Genomic DNA, 17,532 nt, shown 5'->3' on the forward strand with positions numbered 1-17,532 from the left:
GCCCTATCTTGGGGCTTACCATCTGTTTTTTTTGATACCCGTGAAACAACTTCTTCTGGCTTCGCTCCTGTCGGCCACCCTGCTGGGTTGCCAGTCCAACCAATCCGACTCGGGGCGCACGGAGGGCAACAGTGCCTTCGCCACCGTGCTCGACGACTACTACGAACAGCGCCTGAAGCTGTTTCCCCTTGAGGCTACCTCTCAGGGCGACAACCGCTATAACGACCAGCTACCCAACGACATCTCGCCTGCTTTCCTCGACTCGACCCGGGCCTTCTACACCCGCATGCTCGACCGGCTCAAACCATTCGACCGCGCTACCCTGTCTGACGACGACAAGATTTCCTACGACATCCTGACCCGCGAACTGGCCCTGCAACTCGAACAGTATACCTACCAGCAGGAGCAGATGCCCTTCAACCAGTTTACCGGGCTGACCCTCACCTTTGGCCAGCTGGGCAGTGGCGAAGGGTCGCAGCCGTTTAAAACCGTAAAAGACTACGACGACTGGCTCAAACGCGTGTCGGCCTTTACGGTCTGGGGCGATACGGCCATCGTCGACTTTCGGAAAGGCATGGCCGCGGGCCGGGTGCTGCCCCGAAGTCTGGTGCTGAAAATGATTCCGCAGATGACCGATCTGGTCGTAACCGACCCCACCCAAAGTTTGTTCTACGGCCCCATCCGCAAATTGCCCGCATCGTTCAGCCAGGCCGACAAGGACCGGCTGACGGCGGCCTACCGAAAAGCCATCAGCGAACAGATCGTGCCGACTTACCGGAAGCTGGGTACGTTTCTGAAAACCGAATACCTGCCCAAAGCGCGCGCCACGTCGGGCATCGACGCCACGCCCAAAGGCCCCGAACTGTATCGGTACCTGGTCCGGACCTGGACCACCACCAGCGACAGCCCCGATTCGATCTACCAGGTCGGGCAGCGCGAAGTGGCCCGGATTCGGGGCGAGATGGAGAAAGTAAAAACACAGGTTGGTTTCAAGGGAACCCTGGCTCAGTTTTTCGATTACCTCAAAACCGACCGCAAGTTTTACCCCTACAAGACCCCGGCCCAGGTGCTGGCGGCTTTCCACGCCATTCAGGCACGCATTGAGCCCAACCTGAAAACCATGTTTACAAACACGCCGAAGTCGAAATTCGAGATTCGGCAGACCGAGAAGTTCCGTGAAGCGTCGGCCAGTGCCGAGTACAACCAGGCGTCGGCCGATGGCAGCCGGCCGGGTATCTTCTACGTCCCGATCCCCGATGCCACGCAGTTCAATACCACCTCGGGCATGGAGTCGCTGTTTCTGCACGAAGCCATTCCGGGCCACCATTACCAGGTGTCGCTGCAGCAGGAAAATACCCGGCTGCCCAAGTTCCGGCGCTTTGCGTGGTACGGTGCCTACGGCGAAGGCTGGGCCCTCTACTGCGAATCGCTGGGCAAAGAACTGGGCCTCTACACCGACCCCTATCAGTACATGGGCGCCCTGGGCGACGAGATGCACCGCGCCGTTCGGCTGGTGGTCGATGTGGCGATCCACAGCAAACAAATGACCCGCGAGCAGGCCATTGCCTACATGATGGCCAACGAACCCATTTCGGAGCAGGGCGCCACGGCCGAAATCGAACGCTATATGGCCATTCCGGGTCAGGCCCTGTCCTACAAAATTGGTGCGCTGAAAATCAGGGCGCTGCGCAGCAAGTACGAAAAACAGCTGGGCAGCAAGTTTTCACTGGCTGCTTTTCACGACGAATTCCTGAAAGACGGCTGCATGCCGCTCGATGTGCTGGAACGCAAGATGGATGCCTGGGCAGCCCGGCAGTAAGCAGCCAAAAAGGCCTGCTTTTTCGGCCCCGGCCGGTGGTACAAAGTTAATCGCTTTTACCACCGGCCGGGGCCAGTGCGTTACCGGCACCCGAACCTCAACAAACTGAACACCAGCGGCCTGCCAGCGCCACGCTGTACTCGCAGCAGGATCGCTGCCGGAGTGGCCACGCCCAGACCCATGACCGAACCCGGTCGAAGCCACGCCCGACCCGGTGAACCACAGGCTGGTTTTCGAATTTTTACCTAGCCCTTAGTCACCAATTCATCCATTTATGGTCTAATAGTTGCAGGATTTCACTACTGGTTCCCATTTTCTGCTGTGCAGACGCCCCTGGAAACCGGCAGTAACAATTCCTCGCAAACCACTCAACTCTACTATGTCAACCGCTCAACTCTACTCGCCCTACCGCATTGTTTCGTATCAGGATGCATCGCCGGAAGTGCAGCAGATTTATGACGAAACCAAACACGACCTCGGCCTGCCCTTTGTGCTCAACTGGTTTAAATGCCAGGGCAACAATCCGTTACTGCTGCGGGGCAACTGGACCAAACTGCGTTCGACACTGATTCAGGGCGTGGTACCGAACATCATCAAGCAGCTGATTATTTACAACGTTTCCTCCCAGCGGGGCTGCCAGTACTGCGCCAAGGCACACTCGATTTTTGCCAACACCATGGGCAAGTCGTTCGGCGAGAACTTCATTATCACCGAAAACATGGACAGTGAGCTGATTCCGCTTAGCTACCGGACGGCCGTAAAAGTGGTGACCAACGCGGCCTTGAATTCGGCCGGCGTATCGGAAGCAGATTTCCGGACGCTGTACGAAGCCGGTTTCGACGAACAGGAAGTGCAGGAACTGATGGCGCAGGCTGACCTGGTCAATATGCTCAACACGATTGCCGACATTTCGGGTATCCGTATCGATAACGAACTGCTGGAAATCGACGTCTAACGAACGATTTTGTCAACACCACTCGATTTCAAGTACCGCATTATTTACGAAGCCCTGTCGCGGCTTTCGGGCACCCTCAGTCGATCGGCTACGCTGGACGATGTAAGGCAGTGCCTGCAACGGCAGCTCAAGTATATCTTCGACTACCAGCTCACCCGCTTCTGTTTCTACCAGCAGGACTACCATATCGTGTTTTCGCTGTCGCCGGCGGGTTCGCTGGTACAGACCGGGGCGGGTGGCCTGCTCTGGAAAACCGAAATCGAACAACGCCTGCGCCCTGTACCAACGATCAGCAACCACATCGGCGAATCGGACGATTGCCTGAACACGCTCCCGTTCACACTGCCCGACCTGCCCACGGAGCGCTGGAGCTGGCATACCAGCTTTTCGGTCGATTCGGGCATGATCGTATCGGTGTATTCGGGGGCCGATCGTCGGTTCAACCCCTCCGATGTGCCCACCCTGCGCGTAGTACTCGAAACGCTGTACGGCCGGCTGCTGTCGATTCGGCTGATCGAAGAACTGGGGCAGCGCCGACACGAGATCGAGCAGACGCTGCTCGACCTGCAGGACAGGAACCGGACCATTGCCCGGCTCGTCGATTCGCAGGAAACAATTATCCAGCTGCGCACGCGTGAGCTGGAGCAGAAGAATGCCAAGCTGCTGGCTTTTTCCCGCCAGCATACCCACACCATTCGGGAACCCCTGTCGCGGATTCTCAGCCTGGCCTATCTGGCCGATGTGCTGTCGCCGGAGGAGGTTGTCGATGAAATTATTCCATCACTGGCCACCACAGCGGCTGACCTGGATAAGGCGCTGCAACAGGTGATTCAGGAGATTGACCGCGAATTTGACTTCCCAGACTAACACCAAACGAATCGTATGACGCGAACGATCATGCTCGTCGACGACAGCAGCATCTGTAACCTCATGTTGCGAAAAGTACTCGGACGACTGCCGTTCGAGATGGAGATGCACGATTTTACCAATCCGGTACAGGCACTCGAGCAGGTACAGCGGCTCAACCCGGCGGTTATCATGCTCGACCTCAATATGCCCGAACTCGACGGCTGGGGTTTCCTGGAACAGATGAAGGCATCGGGTCTGACCAACAAAGTCGTTATCCTGACGTCATCGACCAGTCAGATCGACCGGACCCGGTGCGCCAATTTCAATAATGTGCTGGCTTACCACAACAAGCCTCTGTCGGCCGATGTGGTCAATCAGCTCAGCCAGACGTTCAGCACGGAGTTGCACCGGTAGCGCCCCCCAATCGTCCTATAAATGCCCTGTTTCGTAGCGTTTTGGTTGGGCATCGCGTCGTAGCTTTGCGCTGTTCCCGCCCGGCGGGTTTCGGCCGGTGCGGTTGATCTCACGCCAACCACCTTATACGGCTATGGACGATTTTCTGGCGGCCCGCTCGCAGATGGCCCTTTCGCTGGGGTTCCACATTATTTTTTCCTGCATCGGCATGACCATGCCTTTTTTCATGGCCGTGTCGCACTTTTTCTGGGTTCGCACCGGCGAGGTGCGCTACCAGAACGTCGCCAAAGCCTGGAGTCAGGGCGTGGCGATTTTTTTTGCCACGGGGGCGGTCTCCGGCACGGTTCTTTCGTTTGAGCTGGGGCTGCTCTGGCCTACCTTCATGAAGCATGCCGGCCCCATTTTCGGTATGCCTTTTTCGCTCGAAGGAACCGCTTTCTTTATCGAAGCCATTGCACTCGGCTTTTTTCTCTACGGCTGGAATCGGTTTCATCCCTGGTTTCACTGGTTTACGGGTGTAGTGGTGGGGGTCAGTGGCCTGGTTTCGGGTATTCTGGTGGTAGCGGCCAATGCCTGGATGAACAGCCCCGCCGGTTTCGATTTTGTGGATGGGCAATACCTCAACATCGACCCCATGAAGGCCATGGTCAACAAAGCCTGGTTTTCCGAAGCGCTCCACATGTCCATTGCGGCTTTTGCGGCAACGGGCTTTGCCGTGGCAGGCATTCATGCACTCATGCTGCTGCGGAAAACCAACGAGGCCTTTCACCGGACCGCCTTTTCCATTGCCGCCACCTTTGGCTGCGTGGCAGCTCTGCTGCAGCCCCTCAGTGGCGATTTGTCGGCCAAAGACGTGGCCAAACGCCAGCCGGCCAAGCTGGCGGCCATGGAAGCGCACTTTCACACCAGCCGGCGTGCGCCCCTGCTGGTGGGCGGTCTGCCCAACCCCCAAACCCAGACGGTCGACTACGCCATCGAACTGCCCGGCCTGCTGAGTTTGATGGCGTTCGATGACCTGAATGCCGAAGTCACCGGCCTCGACCGGTTTCCAGTGGCCGATCAGCCCCCGATTATTATTACCCACCTGGCGTTTCAGATCATGGTCGGTATCGGTATGCTTATGCTGGGTATGGCCGGGCTGTATCTGCTGGGGCGGTGGCGGTTCCGACACTGGCTGTCGAGCCGCTGGCTGCTGATCCTGTTTGCGCTGGCCACACCCCTGGGTTTTCTGGCCGTCGAAGCCGGCTGGACCGTTACCGAAGTGGGCCGGCAACCCTGGATTATCTACAACGTGATGCGCACGGCCGACGCCGTTACGCCCATGCCGGGCATTGCCTACACTTTCTACCTCTTCACGGGCGTCTACGTTTCGCTGGCGCTCGTGGTCACGTTTATGCTCTACCGGCAGATCCGCATGGTGGGGCAACGCTACAACCAGTCTGAACCATCGCTCCACCCAGTCCACTGATCCCATGCTCTACGTTGTCATTGCTTACCTGTGGGCGGCCATCCTGCTGTATCTGCTGATGGGTGGCGCCGATTTCGGGGCCGGTATCGTCGAACTCGTTACGTCGGCCGCCAACAAGCGCAGCACCCGCAAACGGATGTACCAGACCATCGGGCCCATCTGGGAAGCCAACCACATGTGGCTCATCATTGCCATCGTGATTCTGTTTGTGGGTTTCCCGGCTATTTACACCACGGTGTCTATTCATCTGCACATCCCGCTGACGATCATGCTGCTGGGGATCATTGCCCGCGGCACCGCCTTCACGTTTCGGAACTACGACGCGGTGGTCGATGGTATGGCGGTTGTTTACGACCGGATTTTCATGTACTCCAGCGTGATTACCCCCCTGTTTCTGGGCATCATCGCGGCCAGCGCCGTGGCCGGTACCATCGATCCGCAGGCGGGCGATTTTCTGTCGGCTTATGTGTTTAGCTGGCTGAGTTTCTTCTCGGTGTCGGTCGGGTTGTTTACGGTGGCCATCTGTGGCTACCTGGCGGCCATTTACATCATCGGCGATACCGAATCGCCTGCCGAACGGCAACGCTATATCCGCAAGGCGCAATACCTGAACGGGGCTGCGGTGGCGTGTGGCGGACTGGTGTTCGTGGCCGCCTGGCATGATCACGTACCGCTTATCGACTGGGTATTTGGCCACTGGGCAGGTCGCCTGGCCATCCTGGCCGCCACCCTTTCGCTGGTTGTCATGTGGTATGGGCTGGCTCACGGTGACCGCTACCGGGCCCGGCTGCTGGCTGGCTTTCAGATTACCATGATTCTGCTGACCACCACCTACCGCCATTTCCCCAACATCGTACTGCTGAAGCACCAGGGCTCTCTTTCGCTGCTTCAGCACCAGGGGCAGGCCAAAACCATCGATGCGCTGGGCGTGGCGCTGCTGGCCGGCAGTGTACTGATCCTGCCCGCTCTTGGCTACCTGCTCTACAGTTTCCAGAAAACGGCAGCCGCCCACCCGGCTTCCGAACAGGTCTGAGCCGGACACAGACGCAGGCCGGGCGCCGAATCGGCCCCTTCTGGAGCTGACCCGACGCCCGGCCTGCTGTTTACTGGTCAGGCTACTGGCGAATGATCTTTACGGTTTCGGTCTGATCGACTGTCGAGACACGCAGCAGGTACAGCCCCGGCCCGTTGCCCAGCGGTACGGTCTGCTCCTGGGTGCGGTCGGCACGGTCGATCAGGGTGTCGCTCACCAGACGCCCCCGGCTATCGACCAGCCGCATCCGCAGGGCCTGTCCATCGGCTCCGCTGACCATCACCTGTACAGACGCCTGCTGGGTTGGGTTGCCCAGTACCACTACACCCAGCTTCTCGTGGCGGGATTCTGGCGCAGCCTGCCGGGCATTTGTGTACGTACAACCAGCCGGGCAGGCCTGTCGCAGATTGAACGTATAAGACGTACCGTATACGTAACTGCCGTTGACCAGCTGGCGCACATCGATCTGAATGGGAGCTGCATCGCAGGCCGTTCGGGCGCCCTGATCAATTGTCACCGCGCAGGCGGATGTCCAGTCGGTTACACCAATGGCGCGAAATTCGACCGTCCCCCCCTGGGCATTACCACCAGCTGCTGTCAGCCGCATGGCCCCGGTCGTGGTCAGCTGATTGCAGTCGTAGACCGGCATCGTAGCGCGCAAGGGGCTGCCGTCGAGGCTGCTGCTGCCGCAGGTAGGCGACGCCGTTCCATTGTCGGAAACGATGATCCGGAACGTGGTAAAGGCGCTTCCGCCACTGTTGTCGAAGGCGGTAACGGTCACCGAAATGGTTTGGGCAACCGATATGGGCCCCGACGTGAAGCGGCCACTGCTGTAGTTGAAGCCATCGGGCAGTCGTGAAGCCGTGTAGAGCAACTGATCGCCGTCGGCATCGAAGAATGTGTTCTGCGGAATAATGTAATCGAACGGCTGCCCAACCCGGGTCACCTGATCGGGAATCCCCGCGTTGACAACCGGAGCCCGGTTGCCCGGCTGAATACCGGGGCACCCCTGTATGGGACATACCTGCCGGATATTGAAAATGTACGATTTGCCGTAGACGTACACCCCGTTGACCAGTTGCCGCACCTGAATCTCGAGCGGAGCCGCATCGCAGGCAGTCCGGGTTTCGCGGTCAACAACAACGCTGCAGTTGGTTGTCCAGTCGGTGATGCCGATGGATTTGAATTCAACCGGCCCACCCCGTGGGTCGCCCCCCGTGGCCGTGAACTGGATGCGCCCCGAAGTTGTAAGCTGCGCGCAGTCGAACAGGGGAATGGTAGCCCGCAAAGGTGACCCATCGACATTATTGCTTCCGCAAACAGGCGTAACTGGTACTACGTTCAGCAAATAACTGGTGCTCACCGAGGCCCCCGCCGGGTCGCGCGCCGTCACCTGAACCGAGAGCGGGCTGCCCACCGTGCTGCTGGGCGTACCCGAGATGATGCCCGTGCCGGCGTTGATGCTCACCCCTGCGGGCAGCGGGCTGGCCGAGTAGGTCAGCGCGTCGCCGTTGGGGTCGCGGAAGGCTTGAGCCGTAGCCGTGCTGTAGCCCACGCCCACCGTAGCTGTCTGCGGGCTGGTGATGCCCGTGCCCGTCAGCACCGGCGCCTGGTTGGCGTTGACCACGTTCAGCACGTAGCTCGTGCTCACCGAAGCCCCCGCCGGGTCGCGCGCCGTCACCTGAACCGTAAAGGGACTGCCCACCGTGCTACTGGGTGTGCCCGAGATGATGCCCGTGCCGGCGTTGATGCTCACCCCTGCGGGCAGCGGGCTGGCCGAGTAGGTCAGCGCGTCGCCATTGGGGTCGCGGAAAGCCTGCGCCGTAGCCGTGCTGTAGCCCACGCCCACCGTAGCCGTCTGCGGGCTGGTGATGCCCGTGCCCGTCAGCACCGGCGCCTGGTTGACGGGAATGGCCGTCACCATCAGGTCATCGATGGCCAGACTATGATCCGTATCGAGCAGATCGAGCAGCCCTTCGGCATCGTTCACATCGGACCAGCGCAGCAACACAAATTCGTTTACACCCAGGGGCGTGCTGAAGGTAATTATCCCGCTGAGACTCGACCGGTTGGCAGTCGAATTGCCATCGAGTATGGCCGTGGGGCCGGTATTGTTCTTACTCACAAAATTCAGGTCGGCAACCGGCGTGTAAGCCGCGCCCAGTACATCGCCAACGAGCAGCCCCAGTGCATTGAGCAGATTAAACGAGGCCCCCTGCCGGGTATAATCGAATTGCAGCACCTGCGCACTGCCATCCCCATCGCGGTACCACTGCTCACCCGTGTACGCCACCGACAGGCCCCGCAGGGGCATACCCGTGGTGTTGCGAATCAGCAGGCCGTAGCGAATGGGTGTCAGTACGGCGTTGGTCAGGTTGCTGTTCGACCCCAGTGCCCGATCTGTACTGCCCGACGGGCCGAAACTGTATTGCCCGGCCAGCGGTACCAGATTAACGACGTTGGGCGCCCCGGTGGACGTTTGCAGCAACAACTGGTTGGTATAAATCCCATTGGCGTTTGTGCCGACCAGCGACCCCAACGTGGCACCGATGGTGATATTGCCCGTCGCCGGCAAGCCATCGAAGGTCTGGGTGAAGCTACTGGGCGTTGTACCGAGCGGCACGCTCAACGAAACAAACGGGTCCTGCGCAACACTGGTCAGGCTTTGCAGCCATAGACACATAATCAGCAGCGCTCCCACGATCAGCGAGCGGTGGCTGTGCACCCGTGCCAGCGGAATCGGATTGGTCAGGGAGGGTGTTACCGCACCGGCGAGTCGATTCAGCCAGTCGGTAATTCGGTAGAATGTTGTCGTCATGACAAGAGGGAAATAGATGAGTAGTCAACAGCAAACAGGCGCATGTCCGGCGGTAATGCCGGCACCGTAAAGGCAGCTGTGTCGGGTCGTGGGCAGCGATGGGTCTGAGCGTAGCGTCTGAATCGCTTCCCGGCCCGGTAACCATGGGCGGGATGGTGTGGCCGATCGCAGCCTTGCTCTGCAGCGATCGCCAATTCGGATTGCAGTACTCGGCGCTTTGGGCAAAGACACAGCCACCGACCCCGGTTGGGGCCAGACTGACAGGCAATAAATAGAGGGGAGATTGGTTAGTTGAACCAGCTTCGGTCAACGTCGCACCACAACGTGTAGGCGTCTGCCATAAACAAACAGGATCAGGTTAATAGATTCGTGACTGTATCCTTTGGTACGGTGGCAGTAATGTGCTGACAAATCCAGCCTGCAGGCCTGGCAACAGCACTCCTCTTTTTACGTAAAGACTCACTTTACGGATTTACTAAAACACCTGGTAAACACGACTAGTGAACACCTCATTGTCACGCATCTACGTAAAAGACAATTTTCATTTCGAGACCCATCAAACTACTCTACTTTTTTTACATTAAAACGCCTATTTTAAAGAAGTTAGCTTCATATTAAAACGCATTTTTCTTAAAAAAATATCAATAAATTTTTTAGCTTTTTTTTCAAAATAGATTCACTTTTTTCACATTTAAGAAACATGTACAAAGATGTAAAAGCGTCGCTTTATACATCTTTGATTTGACTTGATCACCGGCTGCGCCCGCGCAATCCTGTTCCGGATCGGCGCGTCAGCTCATAAACGGGCCGGGCGCCGAACCAACCCCTGGTGGAGTTAGTCCGGCGCCCGGCCCATGCTGTTTGGTATTGACCCGGATCAGGGGTTCAGGACCACAATTTTCAATACAAAGCTTGTACTGACCGATGCCCCCATTGGATCGCGCGCCGTCACCTGAACCGTGAACGGACTACCCGTTGCCGCTGTCGGCACGCCCGATATCACCCCTGTATTTGCATCGATCGTTAGCCCGGCCGGCAGTGGGGTTGCCGAGTAGGTCAGTACATCCCGGTTCGGATCGCGGAAGGCCTGGGCTGTAACGGTTCGGTAGAGCCGCCCCACGACAGCCGTCTGCGGATTGATGATGTTCAGTCCGGTCAGTACGGGAGCCAGGTTGACTGTTATCACGCGCAGTACGAAGCTCGTGCTGACCGACGCCCCAAACGGATCGCGGGCTGTTACCTGGATCGTAAATGGACTGCCCACCGTGCTGCTGGGCATCCCCGCGATGACGCCTGTACTGGCGTTGATGCTCAGCCCGGCCGGCAGCGAAGTCGCCGAGTAGGTCAGCACGTCGCCATTAGGATCGCGGAAGGCCTGGGCCGTAACGGTCCGGTACATAAACCCGACGGGTGTTGTCTGTGGCGTAATGATGCCCAGACCAGTCAGTGTGGGCGCCTGGTTGGCATTGATGACCCGTAACACAAAGCGGGTGCTCACCGATGCCCCTGCCGGGTCGCTTGCCGTTACCTGGATTGTGAACGGACTACCCGCCGTCGTCGTGGGCCGACCCGATATAACACCCGTCAGCGGATCGATACTCAACCCGGCTGGCAGGGAAGTCGCCGAGTAGGTCAACACGTCGCCGTTGGGATCGCGGAAGGCCTGCGCGGTAATGGTCCGGTACAATCCGTTGAGCGTTACAGTCTGGGGGGTTATAATGCCCAGCCCCGTCAGTACCGGTGCCCGGTTGGCGTTGACCACGATGAGCACATAACTCGCGCCGACCGAACTGCCCGCTTTGTCTTTCGCCGTTACCTGCACCGTGAACGGACTGCCTACCGTGCTACTGGCAACCCCCGAAATGATTCCTGTAGCCGGCGCTATCAGCATCCCGGTTGGCAGACCAGTGGCGGAGTAGGTCAGGGTTTCGCCATCCGGATCGCTGAACGCCTGAGCGGTAGGCGTCGTGTAAAAAGCCCCGGTGGTAGCCGTCTGCGGAGACGGAATTGTCGTACCCGTCAGTACTGGCGTCCGATTCGGATTCAGGATCTGTAAAACAAAGTCTGTATTCACCAGGCCGCCAAGTAGATCCGTGGCGGTAACGGTAACGGAGAAGGGACTTCCAAGTGTAGAGCTGGGCGTCCCCGTGATGATCCCGGTGGTTGCATCGATGGTCAGTGAAGCTGGCAGACCCGATACCGCATACGTCAGCAGATCACCATTCGGATCACTGAATGCCGCTGCCGTAACCAGGCTAAAGCTTACCCCCACTGTGGCTGTCTGGGGCGAGGGAATACTCACACCCGTCAGTACAGGAGACAGGTTGGCCGCTAGCACATTCAGCACATACGTCGTGCTCACGCTGGCCCCCAGCAGGTCGGTCGCTGTTACCGTGATAGTCTGCGGATCGGTCAACGCCGTCAGGGGCGTGCCGGCGATGATGCCCGTCAGGGGCGCGATCACAATGCCCGTGGGCAGACCAGCCGCCGTGTAGCTGAGCACATCACCCACCGTGGGATCGCTGAAGGCCTGGGCCACCGAAGTGCTGTAGAGTTGGCCCACCACCGCTGTCTGGGGCGAGGGAATGCCCACACCCGTCAGCACCGGTGCCCCACTGTTGACTACGTTGAGCAGGTAGGTCGTGCTCACGCTGGCCCCCAGCAGGTCGGTGGCCGTGACGGTCACAGTAGTTGGCGAAGTCAGGGCCGTCAGGGGCGTACCGGCGATGATGCCGGTGACGGGCGCGATGACGATACCTGTGGGCAGACCGGCGGCTGTGTAGCTGAGCACATCACCCACCGTGGGATCGCTGAAGGCCTGGGCCACCGAGGTGCTGTAGAGTTGGCCCACCACCGCCGTCTGGGGCGAGGGAATGCCCACACCCGTCAGCACCGGTGCCCCACTGTTGACCACATTTAACAGGTAAGTCGTGCTCACACTGGCCCCCAGCAGATCGGTCGCCGTCACCGTTACAGTAGTTGGTGAGGTCAACGCCGTCAGGGGCGTGCCGGCGATGATGCCCGTCAGGGGTGCAATCACAATACCCGTGGGCAGCCCGGCGGCTGTGTAGCTGAGCACATCACCCACCGTGGGATCGCTGAAGGCCTGGGCCACCGAGGTGCTGTAGAGTTGGCCCACCACCGCCGTCTGCGGAGAGGGAATGCCCACACCCGTCAGCACCGGGGCCCCACTGTTGACTACGTTGAGCACATACGTCGTGCTCACGCTGGTCCCCAGCAGATCGGTGGCCGTCACCGTGATAGTCTGCGGATCGGTCAACGCCGTCAAGGGCGTGCCGGCGATGATGCCGGTGACGGGCGCGATGACGATGCCCGTGGGCAGACCAGCCGCGGAGTAGGTCAGCACGTCGCCGTTGGCGTCGGTAAAGGCCTGGGCCACCGTGGTGCTGTAGAGTTGGCCCACCACCGCCGTCTGCGGAGAGGGGATCGTGCTGGCCGTCAGCGCTGGAGCGACGTTAGCCGCTACCACGTTCAATAGATAGGTCGTGCTCACACTGGCCCCCAGCAGATCGGTGGCCGTGACGGTCACAGTAGTTGGTGAGGTCAGGGCCGTCAATGGCGTGCCGGCGATGATGCCGGTGGCCGGCGCGATCACGATACCGGTGGGCAGACCAGCCGCGGAGTAGGTCAGTACGTCGCCGTTGGCGTCAGTAAAGGCCTGGGCCACCGTGGTGCTGTAGAGCTGGCCCACCACCGCCGTCTGCGGAGAGGGGATCGTGCTGGCCGTCAGCGCTGGAGCTACGTTGGCCGCTACCACGTTCAATAGGTAGGTCGTGCTCACACTGGCCCCCAGCAGATCGGTGGCCGTCACCGTGATAGTCTGCGGATCGGTCAACGCCGTCAGGGGCGTGCCGGCGATGATACCGGTAACCGGTGCAATGACAATACCCGTGGGCAATCCAGCAGCCGTGTAGCTGAGCACATCACCCACCGTGGGGTCGCTGAAGGCCTGGGCTACCGAGGTGCTGTAGAGCTGACCCACCACCGCCGTCTGCGGAGAGGGTATGACCACGCCCGTCAGCACCGGTGCTCCGCTGTTGACTACGTTCAATAGATAGGTCGTGCTCACGCTGGCGCCCAGCAGATCCGTCGCCGTCACGGTCACGGTGGTTGGAGAGGTCAGGGCCGTCAATGGCGTGCCGGCGATGATGCCGGTGGCCGGTGCAATCACAATGCCTGTGGGCAGACCGGCAGCCGTGTAGCTGAGCACATCACCCACCGTGGGGTCGCTGAAGGCCTGGGCTACCGAAGTGCTGTAGAGCTGACCCACCACCGCCGTCTGGGGCGAGGGAATGCCCACACCCGTCAGCACCGGGGTCCCACTGTTGATTACGTTGAGCAGGTAGGTCGTGCTCACGCTGGCCCCCAGCAGATCGGTCGCTGTTACCGTGATAGTCTGCGGATCGGTCAACGCCGTCAGGGGTGTGCCGGCGATGATACCGGTAACCGGTGCAATGACAATGCCCGTGGGCAGCCCAGCGGCTGTGTAGCTGAGTACGTCACCCACCGTGGGATCGCTGAAGGCCTGGGCCACCGAAGTGCTGTAGAGCTGACCCACCACCGCCGTCTGCGGAGACGGGATACCCACCCCCGTCAGCACCGGCGCTCCGCTGTTGACCACATTCAACAGGTAAGTCGTGCTCACGCTGGCCCCCAGCAGGTCGGTGGCCGTCACGGTCACAGTAGTTGGCGAAGTCAGCGCCGTCAGGGGCGTACCGGCGATGATGCCGGTGACGGGCGCGATGACGATACCTGTGGGCAGACCGGCGGCTGTGTAGCTGAGCACATCACCCACCGTGGGATCGCTGAAGGCCTGGGCTACCGAAGTGCTGTAGAGCTGGCCCACCACCGCCGTCTGGGGCGAGGGAATGCCCACACCCGTCAGTACCGGCGCTCCGCTGTTGACCACGTTGAGCAGGTAGGTCGTGCTCACGCTGGCCCCCAGCAGGTCGGTGGCCGTCACGGTCACAGTAGTTGGTGAGGTCAACGCCGTCAGGGGCGTGCCGGCAATGATGCCGGTGACCGGTGCGATGACGATGCCGGTGGGTAATCCAGCCGCGGAGTAGGTCAGCACATCGCCGTTGGCGTCGGTGAAGGCCTGGGCTACCGAAGTGCTGTACAACTGGCCCACGACGGCGGTCTGCGGAGAGGGGATCGTACTAGCCGTCAGCGCTGGAGCTACGTTAGCCGCTACCACGTTGAGCAGGTAGGTCGTACTCACGCTGGCCCCCAGCAGATCGGTGGCCGTGACGGTCACGGTAGTTGGCGAGGTCAACGCCGTCAGGGGCGTGCCGGCAATGATGCCGGTGACCGGTGCAATGACAATACCTGTGGGCAGACCAGCCGCGGAGTAGGTCAGTACGTCGCCGTTGGCGTCGGTGAAGGCCTGGGCTACGGTGGTGCTGTAGAGTTGACCCACCACCGCCGTCTGCGGAGAGGGGATCGTGCTGGCCGTCAGCGCTGGAGCGACGTTAGCCGCTACCACGTTGAGCAGGTAGGTCGTGCTCACGCTGGCCCCCAGCAGATCGGTGGCCGTGACGGTCACGGTGGCCGGCGAAGTCAGGGCCGTCAGGGGCGTACCGGCGATGATGCCGGTGACGGGCGCGATGACGATACCGGTGGGCAGGCCAGCCGCGGAGTAGGTCAGTACGTCGCCGTTGGCGTCGGTGAAGGCCTGGGCTACCGAAGTGCTGTACAACTGGCCTACCACCGCCGTTTGCGGAGAGGGGATCGTGCTGGCCGTCAGCGCTGGAGCTACGTTGGCCGCTACCACGTTCAATAGATAGGTCGTGCTCACACTGGCCCCCAGCAGATCGGTGGCCGTGACGGTCACAGTAGTTGGCGAAGTCAGGGCCGTCAGGGGCGTGCCGGCGATGATGCCGGTGACCGGTGCGATCACGATACCGGTGGGCAATCCAGCCGCGGAGTAGGTCAGCACGTCGCCGTTGGCGTCGGTGAAAGCCTGCGCCACCGTGGTGCTGTAGAGTTGACCCACCACCGCCGTCTGCGGAGAGGGGATCGTGCTGGCCGTCAGCGCTGGAGCTACGTTGGCCGCTACCACGTTCAATAGATAGGTCGTGCTCACACTGGCCCCCAGCAGGTCGGTCGCCGTGACGGTCACGGTGGTTGGCGAGGTCAGGGCCGTCAGGGGTGTGCCGGCGATGATGCCGGTGACGGGCGCGATCACAATGCCCGTGGGCAGCCCAGCCGCGGAGTAGGTCAGCACATCGCCGTTGGCGTCGGTGAAAGCCTGCGCCACCGAAGTGCTGTACAACTGGCCTACCACCGCCGTCTGCGGAGAGGGGATCGTGCTGGCCGTCAGCGCTGGAGCGACGTTGGCCGCTACCACGTTCAATAGGTAGGTCGTGCTCACACTGGCCCCCAGCAGATCGGTGGCCGTGACGGTCACAGTAGTTGGTGAGGTCAGGGCCGTCAGGGGCGTGCCGGCGATGATGCCGGTGACCGGTGCGATGACAATACCGGTGGGCAGACCAGCCGCGGAGTAGGTCAGCACATCGCCGTTGGCATCAGTGAAAGCCTGGGCCACCGTGGTGCTGTAGAGTTGACCCACCACCGCCGTCTGCGGAGAGGGGATCGTGCTGGCCGTCAGCGTCGGGGCCGCATTATTTACTACATTCAGCAGGTAGGTCGTGCTCACGCTCGAGCCAATTACGTCCGTCGCCGTGACGGTCACGGTGGCCGGCGAGGTCAGGGCCGTCAGGGGCGTACCCGCAATGACACCCGTTACGGGGTTCATCACAATACCCGTAGGCAGGCCGGCGGCCGAATACGTCAGTACGTCGCCTGCCGTGGGATCGGAGAAAGCCGATGTCACCGTCGTGCTGTAGAGTTGCCCGACGGTGGCTGTCTGGGGCGACGGTATGCTCACACCAGACAGTACCGGTGCGCCCGCCACAGGTGTTGCCAGGACCGTCAGGTCGTCGATGGCCAGGCTGTGATCGGTATCTAACAGGTCTAACGCGCCGGTTTCGGCATCATTCACGTCAGTAAACCGCAGCAGAATGTATTCATTTACACCCAGTGGCGTCGTCAGGTTGATGACGCCGTTGATCACGCTTCGGTTGGCAGGCAGTGTTCCATCGAGCACCGTAGTGCCACCCGAGTTGTTGGGACTGGTAAAATCGAGCGCTGGTACACTAACGTATGATGTGCCCAGCAAATCACCCACCAGCAGGCTCAGTGTATTCACGAGGCCAAACGAGGCATCCTGACGTACATAATCGACAGTCAGCTTCTGTGCCGCCCCATCTCCGTCGCGGTACCACTGTTCGCCCGTATAGCTTATACCCAGACTCTGCAAGGGTTGCCCGGTCGTGTTCCGGATCAGGACCCCGTAGCGGATCGGCTTTACCAGCGCATTCGTCAGGTTTGAGTTCGAGCCCAGCGCCCGATCTGTACTGCCCGACGCCCCAAAACTATACTGCCCCGACAGCGGCACCACACCCACTACGTTGGGAGCGCCGACCGAGACCTGCGTGAGCAGCTGGTTGGTGTACAGCCCGTCGAGGCCGGGTGCCGACAGGGCACCGGTCAAGTCGATCGACAGGCTACCCGTTGAGGGCAATCCATCAAAGGTCTGGGTGTAGCTGCTGGGCGTAGAATTGACGGAGACACCCAGCGACACGTAGGGTGTCTGGGCGCCGGCCGTCAGGCTTATCAGGCCTGATAAACAGACCAGCATTAGCTTCATCGGCACATTGACCAGCCAGGCCGCCCGCCTGTAGCGCCCTATCGATAATACCGCATTCAGCCAGCTGTTGATTTCGGTTATCAGGCGAACGAGCCAACCGATTCGTACTTGTGGAGGCATAACAGAATAATAAAAGCGTGATGGGAAGAGGTACGTTTTTTCCGACCGCACAACAGACCGTGAAGGGCTGTTGGCAGGGCGAGTCGCCGTCGGGCAAACCCCAGCCAGATGCGACTTACGGTGCCGATTGACGAACACAGCCCAAAGCGTGCTGTGCAGACTACGCTGTTTCCGCAGAGACAATGGCGTAGCCACTGACCCGTAAAGGGTCAGACCAGGGAGCAGACAAAACGGATTGATAAACTAGTCGAGACGGAGGTGTTCGACGGGATGAACTAGGGCGTATTGGTTGGTCATGTATGGAGCGGATATCGGTTCATTGAC

8 protein-coding genes are annotated in these 17,532 nt (G+C 60.3%); 6 read left to right on the plus strand and 2 right to left on the minus strand.

From position 1 onward, the window contains the following. The first annotated feature begins 40 nt into the window (after nt 1-40). The 6 genes from ACYVAC_RS13420 to ACYVAC_RS13445 all read left to right on the plus strand — a co-directional run bounded on the left by ACYVAC_RS13420 (nt 41) and on the right by ACYVAC_RS13445 (nt 6,538). The gene (locus ACYVAC_RS13420) at nt 41-1,819 is read left to right on the plus strand and encodes a DUF885 domain-containing protein (RefSeq protein ID WP_461098200.1); all 1,779 of its coding nucleotides are present in this window, start codon (nt 41-43) and stop codon (nt 1,817-1,819) included. Nucleotides 1,820-2,198: 379 nt separating this feature from the next. After that, complete coding sequence (locus ACYVAC_RS13425; protein WP_461098201.1) at nt 2,199-2,774, plus strand: carboxymuconolactone decarboxylase family protein; 576 nt, start codon at nt 2,199-2,201, stop codon at nt 2,772-2,774. Between the two features lie 9 nt (nt 2,775-2,783). After that, a complete protein-coding gene (locus ACYVAC_RS13430) occupies nt 2,784-3,641 on the plus strand; it encodes a hypothetical protein (RefSeq protein WP_461098202.1) in 858 nt (285 codons plus the stop codon). Between the two features lie 15 nt (nt 3,642-3,656). Then, entirely contained in the window at nt 3,657-4,037 is a 381-nt protein-coding gene (locus tag ACYVAC_RS13435; protein WP_461098203.1) for a response regulator, read from the plus strand. 133 nt (nt 4,038-4,170) lie between these two features. Further along, nucleotides 4,171-5,505, plus strand: a complete 1,335-nt coding sequence (locus tag ACYVAC_RS13440; protein WP_461098204.1) for a cytochrome ubiquinol oxidase subunit I — start codon at nt 4,171-4,173, stop codon at nt 5,503-5,505. Nucleotides 5,506-5,509: 4 nt separating this feature from the next. After that, on the plus strand, nt 5,510-6,538 hold the full coding sequence (locus ACYVAC_RS13445; protein ID WP_461098205.1) for a cytochrome d ubiquinol oxidase subunit II: 1,029 nt from the start codon (nt 5,510-5,512) through the stop codon (nt 6,536-6,538). Nucleotides 6,539-6,620: 82 nt separating this feature from the next. Here the strand turns inward: ACYVAC_RS13445 and ACYVAC_RS13450 are convergent, their stop codons facing one another. Continuing rightward, entirely contained in the window at nt 6,621-9,356 is a 2,736-nt protein-coding gene (locus tag ACYVAC_RS13450; RefSeq protein WP_461098206.1) for a putative Ig domain-containing protein, read from the minus strand. Nucleotides 9,357-10,233: 877 nt separating this feature from the next. After that, a complete protein-coding gene (locus tag ACYVAC_RS13455; RefSeq protein ID WP_461098207.1) occupies nt 10,234-17,208 on the minus strand; it encodes a putative Ig domain-containing protein in 6,975 nt (2,324 codons plus the stop codon). Nucleotides 17,209-17,532: the final 324 nt, after the last annotated feature.

The organism is Spirosoma luteolum, assembly GCF_054778875.1.